This window comes from Heyndrickxia acidicola (assembly GCF_001636425.1).
GTDB lineage: Bacteria > Bacillota > Bacilli > Bacillales > Bacillaceae_C > Bacillus_AE > Bacillus_AE acidicola.
Genome location: NZ_KV440953.1, coordinates 484,464 through 505,665, shown reverse-complemented (window position 1 = coordinate 505,665; position 21,202 = coordinate 484,464). Strand labels below are relative to the sequence as shown.

Annotated in this window: 25 protein-coding genes; 3 read left to right on the top strand and 22 right to left on the bottom strand. The window is 39.5% G+C overall.

Features of this window, described 5'->3' with window-relative positions:
• Nucleotides 1-514: 514 nt before the first annotated feature.
• The 5 genes from A5N88_RS02340 to A5N88_RS02320 form a co-directional block, all read right to left on the bottom strand.
• On the bottom strand, nucleotides 515-1,045 hold the full coding sequence (locus A5N88_RS02340; protein WP_066262550.1) for a spore maturation protein: 531 nt from the start codon (nucleotides 1,043-1,045) through the stop codon (nucleotides 515-517).
• Nucleotides 1,046-1,639 carry a nucleoside recognition domain-containing protein gene (locus A5N88_RS02335; RefSeq protein ID WP_066262548.1) on the bottom strand — a complete coding sequence of 198 codons (594 nt, stop codon included), beginning with the start codon at nucleotides 1,637-1,639 and terminating at the stop codon, nucleotides 1,046-1,048.
• Nucleotides 1,632-2,747: a D-alanyl-D-alanine carboxypeptidase family protein gene (locus tag A5N88_RS02330; RefSeq protein ID WP_066262546.1), complete on the bottom strand. Its 1,116-nt coding sequence runs from the start codon at nucleotides 2,745-2,747 to the stop codon at nucleotides 1,632-1,634. Before A5N88_RS02330 ends, A5N88_RS02335 begins: the two co-directional genes overlap by 8 nt.
• Before the next feature lie 178 nt (nucleotides 2,748-2,925).
• Nucleotides 2,926-3,519 (bottom strand): SMC-Scp complex subunit ScpB, encoded by a 594-nt coding sequence (gene scpB / locus A5N88_RS02325; RefSeq protein WP_066262544.1) that lies wholly within the window; start codon nucleotides 3,517-3,519, stop codon nucleotides 2,926-2,928.
• Nucleotides 3,506-4,267: a segregation/condensation protein A gene (locus A5N88_RS02320; RefSeq protein WP_066262540.1), complete on the bottom strand. Its 762-nt coding sequence runs from the start codon at nucleotides 4,265-4,267 to the stop codon at nucleotides 3,506-3,508. Before A5N88_RS02320 ends, scpB begins: the two co-directional genes overlap by 14 nt.
• A gap of 202 nt (nucleotides 4,268-4,469) precedes the next feature.
• Between A5N88_RS02320 and A5N88_RS24005 the strand changes: the two genes are divergently transcribed.
• Both A5N88_RS24005 and A5N88_RS02315 read left to right on the top strand, forming a co-directional pair.
• Nucleotides 4,470-4,562, top strand: coding sequence for a YjcZ family sporulation protein (locus A5N88_RS24005; protein ID WP_083952985.1), 93 nt, complete (start codon nucleotides 4,470-4,472; stop codon nucleotides 4,560-4,562).
• A 213-nt stretch (nucleotides 4,563-4,775) separates the two neighbouring features.
• Complete coding sequence (locus A5N88_RS02315) at nucleotides 4,776-5,288, top strand: DUF309 domain-containing protein (RefSeq protein ID WP_066262537.1); 513 nt, start codon at nucleotides 4,776-4,778, stop codon at nucleotides 5,286-5,288.
• A gap of 332 nt (nucleotides 5,289-5,620) precedes the next feature.
• Here A5N88_RS02315 and A5N88_RS02310 read toward each other — a convergent pair whose 3' ends face one another.
• The 15 genes from A5N88_RS02310 to A5N88_RS02240 form a co-directional block, all read right to left on the bottom strand.
• Nucleotides 5,621-5,983, bottom strand: coding sequence for a GNAT family N-acetyltransferase (locus A5N88_RS02310; protein WP_066262532.1), 363 nt, complete (start codon nucleotides 5,981-5,983; stop codon nucleotides 5,621-5,623).
• Nucleotides 5,984-6,296: 313 nt separating this feature from the next.
• Nucleotides 6,297-7,616 carry a diaminopimelate decarboxylase gene (gene lysA / locus A5N88_RS02305; protein WP_066262530.1) on the bottom strand — a complete coding sequence of 440 codons (1,320 nt, stop codon included), beginning with the start codon at nucleotides 7,614-7,616 and terminating at the stop codon, nucleotides 6,297-6,299.
• A gap of 139 nt (nucleotides 7,617-7,755) precedes the next feature.
• A complete protein-coding gene (locus A5N88_RS02300; RefSeq protein ID WP_066262529.1) occupies nucleotides 7,756-9,240 on the bottom strand; it encodes a spore germination protein in 1,485 nt (494 codons plus the stop codon).
• Nucleotides 9,227-9,802: a stage V sporulation protein SpoVABEA gene (spoVAEA, locus tag A5N88_RS02295; protein ID WP_066262523.1), complete on the bottom strand. Its 576-nt coding sequence runs from the start codon at nucleotides 9,800-9,802 to the stop codon at nucleotides 9,227-9,229. Before spoVAEA ends, A5N88_RS02300 begins: the two co-directional genes overlap by 14 nt.
• A 42-nt stretch (nucleotides 9,803-9,844) precedes the next feature.
• Entirely contained in the window at nucleotides 9,845-10,267 is a 423-nt protein-coding gene (locus A5N88_RS02290; RefSeq protein ID WP_066270165.1) for a stage V sporulation protein AB, read from the bottom strand.
• Nucleotides 10,257-10,880, bottom strand: a complete 624-nt coding sequence (locus tag A5N88_RS02285) for a stage V sporulation protein AA (RefSeq protein WP_066262522.1) — start codon at nucleotides 10,878-10,880, stop codon at nucleotides 10,257-10,259. Before A5N88_RS02285 ends, A5N88_RS02290 begins: the two co-directional genes overlap by 11 nt.
• A 144-nt stretch (nucleotides 10,881-11,024) precedes the next feature.
• On the bottom strand, nucleotides 11,025-11,783 hold the full coding sequence (gene sigF / locus A5N88_RS02280; protein WP_066262521.1) for an RNA polymerase sporulation sigma factor SigF: 759 nt from the start codon (nucleotides 11,781-11,783) through the stop codon (nucleotides 11,025-11,027).
• Between the two features lie 12 nt (nucleotides 11,784-11,795).
• Nucleotides 11,796-12,236: an anti-sigma F factor gene (gene spoIIAB, locus A5N88_RS02275; protein ID WP_066262517.1), complete on the bottom strand. Its 441-nt coding sequence runs from the start codon at nucleotides 12,234-12,236 to the stop codon at nucleotides 11,796-11,798.
• Complete coding sequence (gene spoIIAA, locus A5N88_RS02270; RefSeq protein ID WP_066262515.1) at nucleotides 12,236-12,586, bottom strand: anti-sigma F factor antagonist; 351 nt, start codon at nucleotides 12,584-12,586, stop codon at nucleotides 12,236-12,238. The genes spoIIAB and spoIIAA overlap by 1 nt, the downstream gene beginning before the upstream one ends.
• A 122-nt stretch (nucleotides 12,587-12,708) precedes the next feature.
• On the bottom strand, nucleotides 12,709-13,872 hold the full coding sequence (locus tag A5N88_RS02265; RefSeq protein ID WP_066262513.1) for a D-alanyl-D-alanine carboxypeptidase family protein: 1,164 nt from the start codon (nucleotides 13,870-13,872) through the stop codon (nucleotides 12,709-12,711).
• A gap of 657 nt (nucleotides 13,873-14,529) precedes the next feature.
• Nucleotides 14,530-15,834 carry a pyrimidine-nucleoside phosphorylase gene (locus A5N88_RS02260; protein WP_066262511.1) on the bottom strand — a complete coding sequence of 435 codons (1,305 nt, stop codon included), beginning with the start codon at nucleotides 15,832-15,834 and terminating at the stop codon, nucleotides 14,530-14,532.
• Entirely contained in the window at nucleotides 15,831-16,664 is an 834-nt protein-coding gene (locus A5N88_RS02255; RefSeq protein ID WP_066262509.1) for a purine-nucleoside phosphorylase, read from the bottom strand. Before A5N88_RS02255 ends, A5N88_RS02260 begins: the two co-directional genes overlap by 4 nt.
• A gap of 15 nt (nucleotides 16,665-16,679) precedes the next feature.
• On the bottom strand, nucleotides 16,680-17,864 hold the full coding sequence (gene deoB, locus A5N88_RS02250; protein ID WP_066262507.1) for a phosphopentomutase: 1,185 nt from the start codon (nucleotides 17,862-17,864) through the stop codon (nucleotides 16,680-16,682).
• A gap of 223 nt (nucleotides 17,865-18,087) precedes the next feature.
• Entirely contained in the window at nucleotides 18,088-18,981 is an 894-nt protein-coding gene (gene xerD, locus A5N88_RS02245) for a site-specific tyrosine recombinase XerD (protein ID WP_066262506.1), read from the bottom strand.
• Between the two features lie 5 nt (nucleotides 18,982-18,986).
• Nucleotides 18,987-19,208, bottom strand: coding sequence for a YqzK family protein (locus tag A5N88_RS02240; protein WP_083952984.1), 222 nt, complete (start codon nucleotides 19,206-19,208; stop codon nucleotides 18,987-18,989).
• Nucleotides 19,209-19,472: 264 nt separating this feature from the next.
• Here A5N88_RS02240 and A5N88_RS24645 point away from each other — a divergent pair, with 264 nt between their 5' ends.
• Nucleotides 19,473-19,628 (top strand): hypothetical protein, encoded by a 156-nt coding sequence (locus tag A5N88_RS24645; RefSeq protein WP_157090578.1) that lies wholly within the window; start codon nucleotides 19,473-19,475, stop codon nucleotides 19,626-19,628.
• Between the two features lie 35 nt (nucleotides 19,629-19,663).
• Here the strand turns inward: A5N88_RS24645 and fur are convergent, their stop codons facing one another.
• Together fur and spoIIM are read right to left on the bottom strand one after the other, a co-directional pair.
• Nucleotides 19,664-20,131, bottom strand: coding sequence for a ferric iron uptake transcriptional regulator (gene fur / locus A5N88_RS02235; protein ID WP_066262504.1), 468 nt, complete (start codon nucleotides 20,129-20,131; stop codon nucleotides 19,664-19,666).
• 317 nt (nucleotides 20,132-20,448) lie between these two features.
• A complete protein-coding gene (gene spoIIM / locus A5N88_RS02230) occupies nucleotides 20,449-21,096 on the bottom strand; it encodes a stage II sporulation protein M (protein WP_066262501.1) in 648 nt (215 codons plus the stop codon).
• Between the last annotated feature and the right edge of the window lie 106 nt (nucleotides 21,097-21,202).

Sequence of the window (21,202 nt, the reverse complement as noted above, 5' to 3'; positions counted from 1 at the left end):
GGTATTTCTAGTCTTACCTTAAGAATTATTACACATGTAGAGTAAAAAGCAAAGAAGCTCAGGCAATATTTGCGTAATTGCTGAGTTTCTATCCTCCCTGTTCACATTTAACTGCAGCCCACTCTCCATATTATTTTTAAGCTTTGTTATTCTTCCTGTTGATTTACGCTGCAGGCACTCGCTTTCCCTGGGCGGCAGGGAATAAGTCGTCACATTCTCCGCAGGATTCTCACCTAAGACGTTTTTTAAGCAGGAATCTCGCGTATCTGCTCCAATTAACATAGGTTCAAAATCAACATAGATCTTTTACAGCGCCTATTGATATGGAAAAATACAAGCGGATTGCTTTAGCCAAGGCTGGTTTCACATAAATTGTTGATTCACGTATAAAGGATTATTCCCTATGTTGTCTGTCTTCGTGGCATCTTTTCGTAAGCTATTAAAAGTTTTAATACTGAATCTGGGTTTATACTCCTTTTTGTGTCAAATAGCAACAAAGTTTACGAAAAGAGCCTTAGCCAAATATCCAGGACACTATAAAGATTGCTGCCAGTATACCTGCCAAGTCAGCTAGAAGCCCTACCTTCAAAGCATCCCCCATTTTTTTTATTCCCACAGCCCCGAAATAGACCGTTAATACATAAAGGGTCGTATCTGTACTTCCCTGTATAGTGGAGGCCATCCTTCCAATAAAAGAATCAGGCCCGTGGACGGCAAGGATATTACTCATGAGGCCGAGAGCCGCGTTCCCTGATATTGGCCTTATCAGGGCAAGAGGGACAACATCCGCAGGTATTCCAGCCCAATTTAAAAAGGGTTTGAGAAAACTCACAAAATAATCAAGCGCTCCTGATGCCCTGAAAATAGTAATCGCTACAAGCATTCCTACCAGATAAGGAATGATGGATACAGCAATTTTAATTCCTTCCTTTCCGCCTTCTACAAACATCTCATAGGCAGGTATCTTTTTCCAAACACTGTATAACAATATAAAACCGATCATAATGGGGATGATCCAGATGGAGATCATGGAAATAACTTGCATCTATTCTCCCCCTTTCCGCTTTCTTCTGAAATAAAAATACCGGTCTATTAAAATGGCTACAATAGTTGCAATTGCTGTAGCGAGCAAAGTAGGACCGACAATTTCTGTCGGCGATGCAGAATGATAATTCATTCTTATTGCAATAACGGTTGTAGGTATCAATGTAAGACCAGATGTGTTTAATGCCAAAAAGGTAATCATAGAACGGCTCGCAACCGGCTTTCCTCCATTCAATTCTTTCAATTGCTCCATCGCCTTTATGCCCAGTGGTGTAGCTGCATTGCCTAAACCAAACATATTCGCCATAATATTGGAAACGATATACCCCATCGCAGGATGGTCTCCTGGCACTTCAGGGAATAGCCGTTTTATTAACGGATGGCAGAGCCTGGAAAATTTATAAAGCAGTCCCGATTCTTCTGCAATTTTCATGATGCCCAGCCAGAAAACCAGTATACTGATTAATCCAATACATAGTGTAACAGCTTCATTTGCAGAATGAAAAATGGCTTCATTTACTTGTTTCATTCTTCCATTTACTGCAGCAAAAATAAGCCCGACAATGGTCATCCCGATCCAAATATAATTAACCATTGTTCATTACACCTAACTGAATAAACAGTACCTGCTTGAAGATCCCAAGCCAGCTGGTTTTTTCAGTTTGTTTTTCCGTGCTATAGTAGACCGGGATACGCCGGATTTGTTTATTGTCCATATAAATAATAGCTTTTCCCACGATATGCGGTATTTTTTTGGGACTCTTCCATTTTTCACTTGGTTTTACAAGCTGATAGTCCACATGAATATCCGATTCCTCCTGTTTTTTCAAGGGATATACAACATCGTTTTTAATATATACATGGTTTTTTAGATACTTCGTCGTTATGGCATTCACCAAACCCTTTTCTAGAATTATAGTAGGATGGAAGTTCTTGAATCCATATTCATACATGGAAATATGATCATTCCAATCGTCAGAATCATTCAGAGTAACAGAAATCAAATTTTCACCATCCTTTGAAGCCGTTGTAACGAGAGTCCTTCTAGCCAGCTTGGTAAAACCTGTTTTCCCCCCTGTACAATATTTATATTTTTCGGTTAAAAGCCTGTTCTTATTTTTCCAGCCCTTATACATTTTAGTTCCTGCAATTTTTTCGTATGTTTTATTTTGCATGGCATAACGCGTAAGGACAGCCATATCGTAGGCTGTTGAAAAGTGGTCTGAACTGTCATCCAGTCCGCTTGGATTGGAAAAATGGGTATTAAGCATGCCTATTTCTTTGGCTTTTTGATTCATTAAGAAAACAAATCCCTGTATACTCCCTCCTACATGTTCAGCAATGGCATTAGCTGCATCATTCCCGGAACGAAGCATCAGACCGTAAACCAAATCCACCAGCTTTCTTTTTTCTCCTGCCTTTAAATAAAGGGAAGAGCCTTCCGTTCGGACTGCAGTTTCACTTATCATAAATGTATCATTCAGTTTACCCGATTCTATCGCAAGAATAGCCGTCATTATTTTTGTTATGGATGCAATTCTCCTAGGCTGGTTAGCATTTTTTTCATATAGAATCCGCCCGGTATCCTGATCCATTAATATTGCGCTGGCCGCTCCGACAGAAATGCTTGCAGAGGCCGGCTTAGAAGGCATGAGTGCTAAAAGCATCATCACGATGAATAAACGTGCAAGGAAATGTTTCATATAAGTGCTCCTCTTCCTTTTCATTATCTGCAGTATTTCCGGAGAGAATCACATGGCAGCCGTCACGATCTTTTCTCTCACCCAACTTCACCCCATCTTTGTACAAGTTTATGCAGAACCAAGGTTGATATGAATAAAAAAGAGGCCATTTGCTAAGCAAACAGCCTCTTGTCTTCTATTATTCATTAGTTTCCATCGACTCTTTGAATTTCTCAAAAAATAAATCCGCTTCGTCGAGATCATTTTCTTCATCAATATCCTGGGATAGCGGCGGAAGTTCACTTAAGTCCTTTAACCCAAAATAATCAAGGAATTCTTTCGTAGTACCATATAAAATGGCCCTGCCTGCTCCTCCTGCACGGCCAGCTTCCTTGATCAGTCCTTTTGCCATTAAAGTTTGCAATGGCCGTTCTGTTTTTACACCCCGTATTTCTTCTATTTCCAGCCTTGTGATCGGCTGTTTATAGGAAACAATGGCGAGTGTCTCAAGTGCAGCCTGTGAAAGTGTAGAAGAACCAGGAGCTTCAACCAATCGCTTTAGATAATCCGCGTTCTCCTTTTTGGTTGCCAGTTGATATGTATTCGCTATCTCGACCAGGGTAATACCTCTATCTGGATCATTTTCATACTCTTCTTTGAGCGTATGAATAAGTTCAATCGTTTTTTCTTCCTCTACTTCAAGTACAGCCATCATTTGTTTAATGGATAGTCCTTCGTCACCCGCAGCGAAAAGCAAGCTTTCTAGGATCCCTTTCCAATTAGTTGTTTCCAACTACGCTCGCTCCTTTCCGGGCAACATAAATTTCTTCAAAATTTCCTTCCTGGTCCACAAAAATTTCATTCCTTTTCATTAATTCCAATACTGCTAAAAAGGTAATAACAATATGCTCTTTGTCCTGATAAGGGAAGAGTGAATAGAAACTTTTTTTTCCCCGAATTGAATTCAATTCTTTTGTTATTTCATCCATTCTCGTTTCAATTGATATTTCCTGCCGGGCTATTTTAGTTGATAACGGCTTTTGAAGCTTCTTTCTTCTTAACAGCTTATTTAATGCGCCAATCATATCATAGAGCGATACTTCGACTTCCTGTTTATCCATCTGAGTTTCAGTCATCAATTCTGTCAAATCACTTGGGGGCTTTGTAAACATTTGGCCGCGGTCCATTTCCAGGTTCTTCAACTGCTGGGCAGCCTCTTTGTATTTTCTGTAAACAACCAGCTGTTCAACAAGATTGTCCCGTGGATCTTCCATATCGGGTTCGAGCTCATCCTCAAAAAATTCTTCTTCCTGCTGAGGAAGCAGCATTTTGCTTTTTATTGCAAGCAGGGTAGCAGCCATGACTAAATACTCACTCGCAATATCTAACTCCAGTTCCTTCATTGCATGGACATATAGTAGATATTGTTCGGTAATTTCAGACATAGGGATATCATATATATCAATTTCAAGACGATTTATCAAGTGAAGCAAAAGATCCAAAGGTCCTTCAAAAGCTTCGATTTTTACATTATACTCCATACAATCACCAATTCTAATATTCAAGCCTAAAGGGCTATTAATAGTATAGATGATTATAAGGCATCCTCCAATAAAAATTTTTTCACAGTCTTCCTAATCCCCGGACTTTACAAATAGAAATTTCCCCCTTTGGGCTCTGGCCCATACACCTTTATTCCGTTCTACATACAATACATCGAATGAAAAAACAGGAGGGATTTACATGGGAGACGGAGTTGGATATGGCGGAGGCTTTGCGTTAATCGTAGTATTATTTATTTTATTGATTATCGTTGGCGCTGCATATATTTACTAAAAACAAGAACACAAGGATAAATCCTCGAAAAGAAGTCGGTCTAGCTGCCGATTTCTTTTCCCTTTATTGGTTTATTTTTATAGATGTTAAAAAATTGAAACCTTGGAGTTCTTGAGGATACATATGATAAGCTAGAACGGTGCATCATCTACAATCTATTTCGTGCTACCGCTAAGTATCAAGGAAAGCTTTATGGAGAGGAGTTTATAAACATTGCATTATCCTTCCGAATATATATCTTATTTAATTCATTTTCATGGGGATCGGGATTACTTTGAGTGCCATGAAATTTTAGAGGAATATTGGAAAGAGTCCAATGATTTCAACAGGGATTCAGTGTGGGTAGGTCTCATCCAGGTGGCCGTTGCATTCTATCATTACCGCCGCAGGAACCTAAAAGGTGCCTCCCGGTTATTAACCAGATCTAGGAATCTATTAAGTAAAAAAGAACAGGATATCCATCACCTCGGATTGGACTACCCTAAACTCCTGAATATTTTAGATGTCTCTATTGCAAAACTTAGCTCAGGTCAACCTTATAAAAGCATTGACCTTCCCATTCTTGACTCTAAGCTTTTACAGCTGTGCTTGACAGAGTGTAAAAAGAACGACTTCCAATGGAATATGCCAAGTGATCTGCAAAATCACTTTATTGTTAACAGACATTTAGTCAGAGACCGTTCTGAAATTGAGAAAATGAGATTAGTTGCGTTAAGTCAAAAGTGAAAAAAATGCAAAGGCATCGCTTGGCTAAGAAAAGCGTAAGCCATAAGGTTTCACATAAATTGGCTATTTATTTCCGCTCTAATCTATAGAGCAAAAACCACAAAAATTCCAATTTTCAAGTTCAATAATAAATCTTAAATTTTTATTTTGAAAACTGCTCGTTTTTTAGCTGAGCTGAAAGTCGTGTGAAACTTCTGTTTCACACGAATGAGCTAAAAAACAACGGCGTCCTTTAACAAAGCCTATTATAAATTATTAAAGTATGTAGAGCGTTTCAATCTATAAAGTAATAAAAAATTTTATACTTTCCTCTAAAACAAAAAGCAGACGCATTATTCCTTTGCGTCTGCTTCTTCAAGGTCACATTTATCAAAAAATGCTACAGTATGCGGATTGGGTATAAGCTGTTTATCCTCATATATCTGTTTTAATGATTTCATCATATTTTTTCCGACACCTTGTTGCCTGTGAGAAGGATTTACGGATATATGTTGAATTTCTACTATTTGACCATTGATTGTCACTCCAATAAGACCAATCAAATCTTCCTCTTTCCAAAAAAAGAGCTGCCAATCATCTTCTGTTTCATATTGCTTTATGGTCTGCTGCAGCCTTTTAAGATCCTTTTCGTTGGGCATAAATGATAATAGCCCCATTGCAATCTTTTCAAAGGCTTTTTTATATCGAATTAACATAACATATCCCTCGTTATCTTTTTCCGTTTTTTACCTTTTTCCTTACAGTATAGACCATGCCTTCTTAGAATAAACAGTATTCTACCTGTACATTGCCATTTTTGGATAGGACGGTGTCTGCTTTACTTACCAGGTAGAAGAAAAAAACAATCGTACACACCCCAAATGAGTGCAGCCATGATTAACAGAATAAATAACCAGACATTTTTTTACGCATTTTTATCTCCCAATACCAGTATAAGCTCCGTAACAAAATTTGTTCTTACTCGTTATTGTACCTATTTTCTTTTTTTTTCGCAATCCTTTGAATCTATTAAGATTGAACATTGACATTATAAGGAAGATCATGACGAATAATATCTTCATATGTTTCACGTCTTATCACCAATTGAGCTTCTCCATTTTCAACAAAGACAACCGGAGGGCGTGGAATACGATTATAATTATTTGACATTGAGTATCCATATGCTCCTGTACAGAAAACAGCCAAAATATCGTCGTTATTTGTTTTTGGAAGCGGCAAGTCCCAGATGAGCATATCTCCTGATTCACAGCACTTCCCTGCGATGGATACATATTCTTCCACAGCGTCGTTTGGACGGTTCGCTAAAGCAGCTTCATATTTTGCTTCATAGAGCGCAGGACGAATATTATCACTCATGCCGCCATCTACAGCTAAATATTTCCTTACATCCGGTACCTGTTTGCTTGAACCAATGGAATAAAGAGTAGTTCCTGCTTCGCCGACTAGCGACCTGCCTGGTTCAATCCAAATTTCAGGCATTGGCAAATCAAGACTTTCTGTATGACGCTTTACTTCGATTACAATTTTTTCGACATAATCAGATGGAGCCAGCGGAACATCTTCTTCTGTATACCTGATTCCGAATCCTCCCCCCAAGTTTAAAACAGATGGAAAATAGGAATACTTCTTCTCCCAGTCATGCAATTTATCAATGATTTTGTGAGCAGCAAGCACGAAACCAGTCGTTTCAAATATTTGTGAACCAATATGGCAATGAACACCAAGCAGATTTACATGATCAGACTCCAAAGAAAGCTTTAAGGCTTCTTCCGCCTGTCCATTCTGCAGGTCAAAGCCAAATTTAGAATCCTCCTGGCCTGTCAGGATATAGTCATGTGTATGGGCTTCTATTCCCGGAGTTATCCTTAATAGAATATCCATCTTGCAGTCCTTTTCACTGCATAACCCCGTTAATAGGTCCAGCTCATAAAAATTGTCGACTACCACACAGCCAATTTTGTGTTCTATAGCCATTAACAGTTCTTCTCTGCTTTTGTTATTCCCATGAAAGTGAATCTTCTTAGTCGGGAATTGTGCAGCAAGAGCCGTATATAATTCTCCTCCTGAGACCACATCCAAAGACAAACCCTCTTCTTCAGCAAGATTAAGCATGGCGATGGATGAAAAGGCCTTGCTTGCATAGGCTACTTGCGAACGCACTCCCAGCTTTTCAAATGTATGTTTAAATGACCTTGCCCTTTCTCTAATGAGCTGTACATCATAGACATACAAAGGCGTACCATAATTTTTAACCAATTCCATCGTATCTACTCCGCCTATTTGCAGATGGCCATTTTCGTTGACCTTTTGGGTTCCATATAAATGCATTCTCTTCATCTCCATGCCTTAGCTTTTACAACCGAAAACTGATGTAAAATAGACAGCTGTCATAGGACAAACTGTCTATTTAAAATCTTAACGGAAATTAGATAAACTTTATCATAGAACAACCATTTTGACAATGGTCTTACTCCTTTGGAGGCTGTCTAAATCGATCCCTTGGATGTACAATGCTCGGACGGTATATAGAGCCCGGAATAGGGCGCCGGATGAGAATATGGACGAATGCAGGCGGATTAAACGGTATAAACGGCCACATGTAAGGAGTATTCAATGAACGATTTGAAATTAAAAACAGTAAAAATACTGTGCACCCTATGACTAGACCCGGCAATTTAAAGATAGCTACTATTATTAGCAATGCCCATCTCACCAGCTTGTTAGCTACACTTAATTCGTAGCTTGGCGTAGCAAAGGTTCCTACAGCTGCTATCGCAACATACAGAATAACCTCTGCCGTAAAAAGACCTACACTGACCGCTATCTGGCCGATCATGACTGCAGCAATTAAACCCATTGCCGTCGCCAACGGGGTAGGAGTATGAATCGCTGCTATCCTTAAGAATTCGATACCTAAGTCAGCTAATATAATTTGCACAAGCATTGGAATATGTGTATGTTTATTCGGACCAATAAACTCAAGATTATGCGGGAGCAGATGAGGCTCCAATACATATAAATACCATAATGGCAGCAAAAACAATGATGACATTATCCCAAGGAAACGGACTGACCTTAAAAATGTTCCAACCAAAGGTGCCTGCCTGTATTCCTCTGCATGCTGTGTATGATGGAAAAAGGTTGTCGGTGTAATGATGACACTGGGTGATGTATCAACAATAATTAGGACATGCCCTTCAAGCAAATGAATGGCCCCGGTATCGACACGCTCTGTAAACCTGACAAGAGGATATGGATTGTAGCCCTGGTGCAGAAGATATTCTTCTACTGTTTTGTCTGACATCGTAATACCATCTACTTCAATCGATTGGATCTCCTGCCGGATCGTGTCCACTAATCCCGGATTTGCGAGCCCTTCAATATAAGCGAGAGCAATGTCGGTTTTCCCTCTTTCTCCGACTTTTAACATTTCAAAGCGAAGACGTTCATCCCTTATTCTTCTCCTGGTAAGTGCTGTATTAAAAATAATATTCTCTACATACCCATCCCTTGAGCCGCGAACGACCTTTTCTGTGTCCGGTTCAGCCGGCTGACGCCCCGGATAGCTTCGGACGTCCACTATTAGGGCTATCGGTTCTCCATCCACCACAATGCCAATTAGGCCTGACAAAACCATATCGACCATTTCATCGATTGTTTTTACCTTCATGACCTGCTGATGCACGATTCTGTTTTCAACGATATCAAATACTTTACTTGAAAGCCGCTCTGTGTCATTTAAAGTAATCAGATATTCCATAATCTGAACGATGTAGGATGTATCCACTAAACCACTTATATAGTAAAAATGGATATCCTTTTTCAGAACTTTGATTTTGCGTACACCTAAGTCAAAGCTGACTCCTAGGCCAACCCGGCTTTTGAAGTAAGCTTCTAATTCGTCCACCCTTTCCGGAATTGGCTTTTTTGTACTCAAATCATTTTTCTCCATAGAACCCGCTCCTTTCTAATATCCATTCAACTGCTTTCTTCGTCACTGGAGCTCCATTGGTATAGTGATCAACCTTCCCCATTTTTCCGATGTCACCAATTCCTACGATGATAGGCAAATCCAACTGATCAAGACAATATACGGTATCTCCATTAACCTGCTTCATTTCCATTTCCGGAACACCAAATTTGTCCACCCCATAAGGAGTAATATTTCCTTCTTTGTCGAAACACACATCCACCTTTGTCCATTCCGCTTTGTGTGTTTTAGATGCTACGGCTATCGCTCCCAGCACGTTTATTTCTTTGTGATTTGCAATATATTTCAGTGCCTGCTCCCCTTTGCCTTCTCCTAAAAATCCGCTGTCGTCAAACATTACAAAGACCGGATCATAGGGAGCTTTTTTGATTAGCTTTAATATGGCTGGTCCAGTTAACGCAGTAGGGTTGCCGGCAGATTGTGAAATACACCGTCCTCCTATTTCCACTGCTATATGTTCAATTGCTTTTCTGGCATATTCATCTCCATCTGTAATTAATATCACCTGACGAAGCTTATTCATGCGGAATTTCCTTTCCAAAATAATTATTGCCTGTTCTAATTGCTACTGGTCTACAAAATAAATCCAATCAAACAAAGATCCAATGACTTTGCCAATAACAATTGCCATCAGCACAACGATTAGTTGTCCTTCCATCCCTATTCTTTTTGTAAGAATGGGAATAACGTTAACAACTTCGGTCAGCGCTGCTGCTATCATGCCTACAAATATGCCGCAAGCAAGGCCGATCGGCACCAAAAGAAACGAAGGCAGGTAAAGCTTAATGTCATATAATGCACCCCACGTTCCCGAGAGCGTCCCCATTATGATGGCCCCTTCATAGGCATGGATTAAGTGTTTCGTTTTGGATAGTTGGGTTAACCGCGGGATTAGTCCTAAAACTGTTAAGAAAGCAACATATCCGCATCCCACAATTAAACCTCCTGACAGTCCAAAAATGAGTATAAATAAAATACTAACGGTCATCATCAAGGCGCTTCAAATTCTCCTTATTCTCGTTCATAATGACATATTGGTCCAAGTCCTGCTGATAATTAAACACTTCTACCTCCAATGGGCTTGGTTCTTCATTAAACCGTTTTCTAAAAAGATGGTTAAAAAACATAATCATTCCAATTCCTAATCCAATGGAATAAGGGATTTGGAGCAAAAGAGGTTTTTTCACGGCATGGCCTGTTATAATCTTGTAGATTTTTTGATGAACAGCACCCATGCTGACATCTTCATGAAAATTCATAATGGCGAGAGCTGAACCTATAAACAGAAGAATCCAGATAAGCAGGAATACTGGTATACTGACTTCTTTCTTTTTATAAACAATTTCTATTATGGTTTGTGCAGGACCTATAATTTGAATATCCGTATTGTGATATACATCTTTAATAGCTGATACCACTTTCATCACATCGATGACCACATTGCTTTTATCCTGCTCTGTAATCTTATAAATTTCCTTCTTTTTAATTCTTGTAAGCACAGGTTCAGGTGCGATAATCTGGGCGAGTTCTCCAATTGTAATGGCACTTTCCGGTTTAACCTGAATCCGGTTAAACATACGCAGATAAATTGATTCCTCCATTGCTTTTCAACCCCTAAAGCAGCAATATACTCTTTACCCTGTAGTATGTGGATATGACGGGTGTTTATTCAAGCAACTCTGGAAAAACGAGCAGGAACAATTTTCACCATCGAACTTATCCCCCTAAAAAAGACCGCATGGAATTCACAATTCCATGCGGTCTTTCATTTGTTCAAGTATTTTCTTCTCAAGCCGGGATACCTGCACCTGTGATATTCCCAGACGATCGGCTACTTCTGATTGGGTCTGATCCTTATAATATCTCAAATAAACGATTAGCCTTTCCCTGTCATCCAAGCCTCTGATTGCCTCCTTTAGGGCAATCTTATCAAACCACTTTTGATCATTTTGATCAGAAATCTGGTCCAGCAAAGTGATAGGATCTCCATCATTTTCATAGACGGTTTCGTGAATAGATGAAGGAGAACGACTGGCCTCTTGTGCCATAATCACATCCTCAGGAGAGATTTCCAGAAAAGCCGCTATTTCATTTACGGTGGGAACTTTCCCATTTTTTTTGGACAGTTCATCCTTCGCTTTGCGGATACGATTTCCAATCTCTTTCAGGGACCGTGATACCTTAACGGTTCCATCATCCCGAATAAACCTCTGAATTTCTCCAATGATCATTGGAACTGCATAAGTAGAAAACTTAACATCATAGGAAAGATCAAACTTATCGACGGATTTTAAAAGCCCAATACAGCCAATTTGAAATAAATCATCCGGTTCATATCCTCGGTTTAAAAACCGTTGCACCACTGACCAGACAAGCCTCATATTTTTTTCTACAATTTTATCCCTGGCTTCCTGGTTCCCATCCTGGCTTCTTTTTATTAAATCCTTGACTTCATGATCTTTTAAGTAAACCTGTTTATTCTCTTTTTTCAGTTCCACATCCATAGGCACATCTCCTCAATTACATAAGGCTTTTTTTAGCGCCAAATGCTTTTTCAAACGAATGATGGTGCCCAGTCCTGGTTGTGATTCTACGTCAATATCATCCATGAAATTTTCCATAATTGTAAAGCCCATTCCTGACCGCTCTAATTCAGGCTTCGTCGTAAACAGCGGCTGCCGTGCTTCCTCAATATCGGTGATTCCCATTCCTTCATCACGTATAATAACCTCAACCGTGCCTTCCTCGATGGTTACAGATATAAAAACCATGCCATCCGGATTTTCGTCATAACCGTGAATAATGGCATTGGTTACAGCTTCTGATACCACTGTCTTAATTTCCGTTAATTCATCTAAAGTTGGGTCCAGCTGAGCAATAAAGCTGGCAACTGTTACCCTCGCAAATGATTCATTTTGGCTGAGTGCAGAGAATTGAATATGCATTTCATTTCTCATTAGGCTACCCCCAATCGACTTAAAGCAAATTGTTCCGACTCGTCTAAACGGATTATCTTAAACAATCCCGACATTTCAAACAATCTCTTCACTGCCGGTGAAATAGCACAGACAACCATCTCTCCGTTTTTCTGTTTTATTTGTTTATATCTTCCAAGAATAACACCCAGACCGGAACTGTCCATAAAAGATAATTGCTCTAAATTTAACACAATATGCTGAATATCGTATTGGTCAATAGCCTTTGTTACCTTGTTACGAAGATTATCGGCAGTATGGTGATCAAGTTCTCCATTCAGGCGGATGCACAAGACATCTTTTTTGATTTCCATTTCAATTCCAAGACCCACTATTTACAGCCTCCTTAAGTGTTATAATGAGTCAATTCGCCTTTTTATCCCCTTTATCCTGCCTTGTGACAAAACTAGATGTTTATCGCCAAAAAAATTCTTCTTTCGATTTTATTTGCTTCTTAGTTGGTTTTGGTAAATAACCCAAATGACCGTTTGAAGAGCTGCCACCAGCTTGCAACTTTTACATCCTTCTTTGCCACAAGCTCTGTTTTAACAATCTCATTTCCATCCTTCGATATGGTCAGCATGCCTATTTCCTGCCCTTTTTTAATAGGAGCCTGTAAATTTTGCTTTATCGTAATCACTTTTTTTACTTTGTTTGCTCCCTCTCCTTTTTTGGTCAGGATGGAAACTGGCTCATTTGTAACAGCCTGAACATATTTACTGTCACCTTTGCTGATTTTGGCTTCGCCAAGCACTTGCCCCTTCTTATAGACAGGATGTGCTGCATATTGTGAAAATGCATAATCAAGCATACTCGTTACCTGAGCATTGCGGACTTTTGTTGAAGGTGCACCAAATACGACAGCGATTACTCTCATATTATCCTTCTTAGCAGTAGCGGTTAAGCAAAATTTAGCCTCATTAGTGAATCCTGTTTTCAATCCATCTACTCCAGGATAAAAACGCACCAGTTTATTTGTATTAACCAGCCAGAATTTTTTACCTGAGTTTTCACGAAGATAAGCTTCATAAAGTCCTGTGAATTGAGTGATTTCTTCATGTTTCAATAATTCTTTTGCCATAATGGCCATATCATAAGCAGAACTGTAATGGTTTGCGACAGGAAGTCCTGTAACATTTTCAAAATGGGTATCTTTTAAGCCTAATTCCTTAGCTTTCTCGTTCATCATTTGTACAAAGCCTTTTTCACTGCCACCTATTTTTTCTGCCATGGCAACAGCTGCATCATTTGCAGAGCCGACTGCAATACCCTTAAGCATATCTCTTACCGTCATTTCTTCTCCTGGCTCAAGAAAAATCTGGGATCCTCCCATAGATGCAGCATACTCGCTTGTACGCACTTTATCCGTCATTTTAATGGACCCTTTATCAAGTGCCTCCATAATTAAAAGCATCGTCATTATTTTCGTCATTGAAGCCGGAGGCAATTTTTGATGGCTGTTTTTTTCATAAAGAACTGTCCCAGTATCACGTTCAATTAAAATGGCGGACTTAGCTTCTGATGCAAGGTCTGTTTTGGTTTCAGAAGCGGACGCCCTTGGTGAGAGAAGTGATGCGAAAATCATTAGGCAAGTTAGTAAAGCAAGAAACTTTTTCAATTTAACCCCTCCAAATTTAAAATGATGTATACGTTGATGCTATGTTCCTATTCTCCCCAATTAACACCGGAATCGTTCTTTCAAAAAAAGTATCTAAAGGGAAGTATGTACTTTGTCTGGATTGCATACTTTTTACCTAGCACCATTTTTTCCAAGTGAGATTTTTTTATACAGATGCACCTCGAATTTGATAAATATTATCGTGCCCCTGCTGTCATTGCTGTTTCTTCGGTAATACCAGTTTTCTGGTAACATAAAAAAAGGCTGTCTGAAATGGTGAAATGATATCAAGTTTTGCTACAGCAAATTATTTTGGTTGTTGGTTTCCACTGCAAGCATTTCTTTAAGTTACATTAAAATTGGGATTATACATAGATATAGGCAGCGTTCTGATAATCCTGCTAGGTTGATTTCTGCTGCAGGCGCTCGCTTTCCTTTGGGAGTAGCGGAACCACATTGGGTATTAGTATGTCTGCTCCGCGCTATTCGTTCTACCTGTTCTTTTCTGCTCAAATAAAATTACAACAGAGATCCATGCTACTGTTCGCTCCAAATGTTCTTCTCTCCTTTTCCTTTTTCTGTCCTAAAATAAAAAAGAGGTGACTCAAAAGGCTGTTTATCATCGCCATTTGAGTCATCCTCTGGATTAACTGTTTATTAAACTGTAATTTCTCCGTGAATCAGTACAGGTGCAGGAACTTTTTCTTTTGTTATTTTAAGGTTTTCATACAATTTTTGTTTTACTTCTTCAATGTTTTCCGTATTGGAGAAGATAGTTAAAAGAGATTCTCCTTTTTTTACCTCGTCCCCTATTTTCTTACGAAGAACCAATCCGACAGCCAGGTCTATGGAGGATTCTTTTGTTGCTCTTCCAGCACCCAGCATCATGGCAGCAGTACCAATCTCATCTGCCACAATTTCCGCCACGTAACCATCTTCCTTAGCCTCAAGCTCAAAAGCATAAGCAGCCTGGGGAAGTTTATTCGTATCATCCACAACGGATGCATCTCCACCCTGTGAGCGTAAAAAGGTTTTAAAAGTCTCAAGTGCTTTTCCGCTCTTTATTGAATCCTGCAGCATATTTCGCGCTTCTTCTAAAGTCGAAGCTTTTTCTGCAAGATAAACCATATGGCTTCCAAGTGCCAGGCAAAGTTCTGTGAGATCTTCCGGCCCATTTCCCCTCAAAGTATCAATGGCTTCTTTCACTTCCAATGCATTTCCGATTGCATAGCCCAGAGGCTGGCTCATATCAGATATGACTGCCATTGTTTTTCTGCCTACATTATTCCCAATTTCAACCATTGCTTTAGCCAGGCTTTTGGAATCCTCTAATGTTTTCATAAACGCACCAGCGCCGGTTTTAACATCCAGACAAATGGCATCTGCCCCAGCCGCAATCTTTTTGCTCATTATGGAGCTGGCAATTAAAGGAATACTGTTTACGGTTCCTGTCACATCTCGAAGGGCATACAGCTTTTTATCTGCAGGAGTAAGATTACCACTCTGTCCAATTACCGCAATTTTGTTTTCATTTACAAGCTTAATAAATTCATCATTTTCTATTTCTACATGGAAGCCAGGTACAGATTCCAATTTGTCAATCGTACCGCCTGTATGGCCAAGCCCCCGCCCGCTCATCTTTGCTACGGGTACTCCAACAGAAGCAACAAGCGGCCCTAAAACCAATGTCGTTGTATCGCCGACTCCACCGGTTGAGTGTTTATCTACTTTTATTCCTTCAATTTTTGTTAGATCAATTGTATCACCTGAGTTCACCATTGCCATAGTCATATCTGCCCGTTCCCGGTCATCCATATCCTGAAAATAGACAGCCATTGTGAGTGCACTCATTTGATAATCTGGAATCGAGCCATCTGTATAGCCTTTAATGATAAATTGAATTTCTTCCGTGGTAAGAGACTCTCCATCTCGTTTCTTTTCAATCAGGTCTACCATTCTCATTGTATATCACCTGCTTTAATAGAGTTTACCAATTCCTTAACATAGGTAAGGAAATTTTCCCGAACCTTTTCGGTCGTTTCCATTACTTCCTGATGAGTTAACGGCTGATCCAAAATGCCTGCAGCCATATTGGAGATGCAGGAAATGCCCAGAACTTTAATAGAAGAATGCCTTGCTACAATGACTTCAGGTACCGTTGACATCCCCACTGCATCAGCACCGAGTACTCTCAGCATCCTTACTTCTGCAGGAGTTTCATAAGAAGGGCCTGTATTCCCTGCGTAAACGCCGTTTTGTACTTTTATTTGAAGATTTTCTGCTACTTCTTTTGCCAGCTGCCTTAATTCTTTGTCATATGCCTCCGACATATCTGGGAACCTGGCTCCCATCCTTGAATCATTTGGTCCAATTAATGGATTTGTCCCCATGTTATTAATATGGTCACTAATGATCATTAGGTCTCCCGCTTGAAACTGCTCATTTACACCACCAGCAGCATTCGTAACAATCAGCACTTCAATTCCCAGCTCCTTCATAACCCGAACCGGGAAAGTTACCTGATCAAAATGATAGCCTTCATAATAATGGAAGCGTCCCTGCATAGCGACAACTTCCTTATCGCCAAGGCGCCCAAATACCAGCTGGCCTGCATGGCCTTCTACAGTGGAAACCGGAAAGCCGGGAATCTCTTTATAAGGAATTCTAACAGGATTTTTAATTTCATCTGCCAAAACCCCAAGGCCAGAACCTAAAATCAGACCAATATTCGGCCTGCCAGTATATTTATTTTTCAAAAAATGCGCTGCATCTTCTATTTTTGTATAATCCATGACTTTAATCCCCTTTTATTTCAATTCATTCAAAAAGCTGGTTCCGTATTCAGGCATTTTAACATGGAAATTTTCCGCTACAGTCGCCCCGATATCTGCAAATGTTTTTCTTAAAGGAAGCTCACTGCCGCCATTAAAGCGTTTTGAATATACAAGAAGGGGCACATATTCCCTTGTATGATCAGTGCCTGCATGAACCGGGTCATTTCCATGGTCAGCTGTAATAATAAGGAGATCATCCTCTGTCATCTTCTTGAATACTTCAGAAAGGCGTGCATCGTACTCCTCGAGAGCCTTTCCATATCCAATTGGATCGCGGCGATGTCCATACAGCGCATCAAAATCCACCAGGTTTAAAAAGCTTAATCCAGTAAATGTTTGATCAAAGGTTTCAATAAACTTATCCATGCCATCCATGTTGGACTTTGTACGGATTGCCTGTGTTACACCTTCCCCGTCGTAGATATCGGAAATTTTCCCAAGTGCAATCACGTCAAAATTTTGGTCTTTTAATTCATTCATGACTGTTCTGCCAAATGGCTTTAAAGCGTAATCATGGCGATTAGGGGTTCTTGTAAATTCTCCAGGTTTTCCAATGAATGGGCGCGCAATGACTCTGCCAACCATGTATTTTTCATCCAGTGTCAGCTCACGAGCAATTTTGCAAATCTTGTAAAGCTCCTCAAGCGGTACAATTTCCTCATGAGCGGCAATTTGCAGCACTGAATCCGCAGAGGTATACACAATAAGAGCTCCTGTTTCCATATGCTCTTTCCCCAGTTCATCCAAAATCTCGGTTCCACTTGCTGGTTTGTTTCCAATTACCTTACGCCCCGATTTTTCTTCCAGCTTATGTATCAATTCGGATGGAAATCCTTCAGGAAATACTTTAAATGGAGTTTTGATATTCAGTCCCATTATTTCCCAATGTCCTGTCATCGTGTCTTTTCCATTTGAAGCTTCCTGCATCTTCGTATAATAAGCCAAGGGTTTTTCCGCTTTTTCAATTCCTTTTAATTCCCGGATATTTGATAGGCCAAGCTTCCCCATATTCGGCATGTTTAAGCCATTCATTTCCTCTGCAATATGTCCAAAGGTATCCGAGCCTTTATCACCAAATTTCTCAGCATCCGGAGCTTCCCCTATTCCAACTGAGTCCATAACAATTAAATGAATTCTCTTATATGTATTACGATCCATTTCTAATCCTCCTATTTGATAAAAATTCCCGTCATTAAAGGAAAATATGATGAAGCGTTTACAAACCGCTCCTATTAAAGTAAACGAATTTTCTTAGCTATCATACCCTATTTTAGAAGGTTTAATAGCTAAATCGATTTGTAAGAGGTCTGACATCTATAGTTTACTAAATTAAACCATAAGAAGACAAGAAAAAACCGCTCCCATTAAAGCGGTTTTCTTTTTAAGCCCGCGGATGATGCTTTGAATAGACATCCTTCAGCCTTGTTCTCGAAACATGCGTATAGATTTGAGTGGTCGAAATATCAGCATGTCCCAGCATTTCCTGTACTGCCCTTAAGTCAGCCCCGTTTTCCAATAGATGTGTAGCAAAGGAATGCCTCAAAGTATGGGGTGTGATTTCTTTTTCGATATTAGCCTTTTTGGCAAGCCCCTTTAATATTTTCCAAAAACCCTGCCTTGTTAGGCGATTTCCATGATGATTCAAAAACAGAGCATCTGTTGAATGATTTTTAGATCTTAATTTGAGCCTTCCTTCACTAAGATATGTTTCGAGAACAGCTGCAGCTGTTTTTCCAATCGGTATAATTCTTTCCTTGTTCCCTTTACCAATGCAGCGTATAAATCCCATCATAAGATGCAGGTCATCCATATTAAGCTGGATCAGCTCGCTTACCCTGATTCCCGTAGCATATAAAAGCTCTAGCATGGCACGGTCTCTCAAGGCAAAAGGATCTGTGCCCTTTGGAGCTTCCAGCAAGGCTTCCACTTCTGATAGACTGAGTACCTTCGGAAGGCTTCTTTCTGTTTGTGGAGTTTCTATATGTACAGTAGGATCCTGTTCTACCGCTTTTTCCCTTAAAAGGAATTGATGAAAGGACCGTATGGAAGCTACATGCCTTGCCATTGTTTTTGCAGATTTCCCCTGCTGTTTTAAATGATTGAGAAAATGTAAAATATGAAAACGAGTAATGTCATTTAAAGAAGATATTTGTTCTACATTTTTACTATACGTTAAATAATGATTCAAATCTCTTTCATATGATACAATCGTATTTTTAGACAGTCCTTTTTCAACCACCATAAAGTGGATAAAATCTTTTAGCCTTTCTTCCATTCCTATTACTCCCCATCTGAATAGTACAAAAGCAGCCGGTTAAACCAATTTTGATTTTCCTGCGGTTCCGTACTGACTTTTACAGCAGCGCCGCTCGGCTTATCATACTGGTGATAGCCTTCATACTCCTGGTTTACCCACATGATACCATAATAAAAAAGGAGCGTGCAGCCTGTAAACAATATAAATACCTTAATAATTCCAAAAATGATCCTTATCCCTGCCATCTAAACCGTCCCCTTATCAAATCTTTGAAAAAATATCATTAATACAAGCTATGACAGAGAATCAGAAATTTATACCTTAAAGAAGAAAAGCGGAGGGCGACGTTTAGCGGCGTACAGACTTTTTAGGCTTCGACTGAGATAAAGGATACACGAAAAACGATAGTTTTTCGATGTAGAATTATCGCATGGAGAAGACGGAAAGTCTGCTAGCCGCTGGAGCCTGGAGCTAGACACAATAGAAAAGCGGAGGGTCCCTGCTTATCGGTGACCAGCATAAGACGAGCCGGCATGAAGGTTTGTTATTTTAACCTTCTTGACGGATTGGCTTATGACCTCGAGCCGATGGGACCTGGAGCTAGACAAATAGAAAAGCGAAGGGACACTGCTTATCGGCGGCCAGCATTAGGGGCAAAGCCATAATAAAAAACCTTTTCTGGTTTCGAAAAGGTTTCTGGTTACTCTTCTCCCCTGTCATCGGAATGTTTTTTCTCCTGGCAACGAAAACATATCCCATGAAAGGTTAGACGGTGATCTTTTATTTTAAAGTTCCAGCGGTCTTCTACAATTTTCTCAACATCTTCAAGCAAGTCTTCCTGAATTTCATCGACTGCACCGCACTCAATGCAAACAAGATGATGATGGAAATGTGCAGCACCCTCCTGACGCAAATCATAGCGGGACACGCCATCGCCAAAATTTATTTTATCTACTACCTTTAATTCCGTTAAAAGTTCAAGCGTACGATATACCGTTGCAAGTCCAATCTCCGGCGATTTTTCTTTTACAAGGAGGTATACATCTTCTGCGCTCAAATGATCCTCTTCATTTTCAAGTAAGACCCGAACCGTTGCTTCTCGCTGGGGAGTCAGCTTGTAGCTTGCTGAGTGCAATTGTTTTTTTATTCTTTCAATACGATCTTCCATATATGTTCCTCCCTCGCCACTCTCTGTCCTATTATAGCAGAAGGAATATATTATTCAAACTAAAATTATTTTAAACTACTAAATAGAATGATTATATTTTTAAATTAAATACCTTTTAATAATTATTATAATTAATTTACGTTTTACTCTTTAAATTGTACTGTGTTTTAATTAGGATTTTTTTGTAAACTTTGTTAATGGACACAAAAATAATGATTGAAATTTAGGAGAAAAACCTGGCTTAAGAAAAGATGCCGCGAAGACAGACACATCGTATTGATTCTTTGTACGTAAAACAGCAATCTATGCGAAAACGCCTATTTAACATGTGCCATCACCGTCTTCATTAAGGAAGGAGAAAGATAAGCTTCTACTCCTGCAGCTACACAGACAACTCCCATTGCAATGCACAATGCTGCTGCATACCCCCAAAATGCCGGGAGAATATGGAAGCTGGCTGTTTGCTTTATAAACACTTTACGAATTAGCTTTAAAGAAAAGCCAACCGATACAACAGCAATGAAGACAAACATAGGAATGATAAACATGTTTTGAGGGAGTACAGAGACAAATGAAAGGAGAAAGCCTCCCCAGCCCATTTGGTTAACCAAGAATCCGACAGAGAATCCTACTACTACACCCTTTAAAAAAAGCAAAATCAATATTAAAGGAAGACCAATAATGGATATTCCCAGAATCCACATAAACCCGAGAAATTTTGCATTATGAAGAAAACTTAACTTAAAAAGATCCTCAGAGGAAGCCATTTTCCCTGCAGAAATTTGTCCAAAAAATTGATTCAAATAGTAAAAAAGATCATCCTTTTGAGAGACTGATAAACTATTTACGATTACCGCACCAAATATGACCCCCATTAAAAACAACACCATTATGAACCAATAAATCGAGGAGTATTCTAGTAAGTGACGATTGATAGGATTAGACAACGACCATTTTTTCCTCATTTTTGACTTCCTCCCGCTTTTCAAGTACATATCCTGACATTAAGAATGCTGTACTAAACTCTATGCCAAAAAAAGAGAGGTTATTCTAATTCTAGCAAACTCTTTA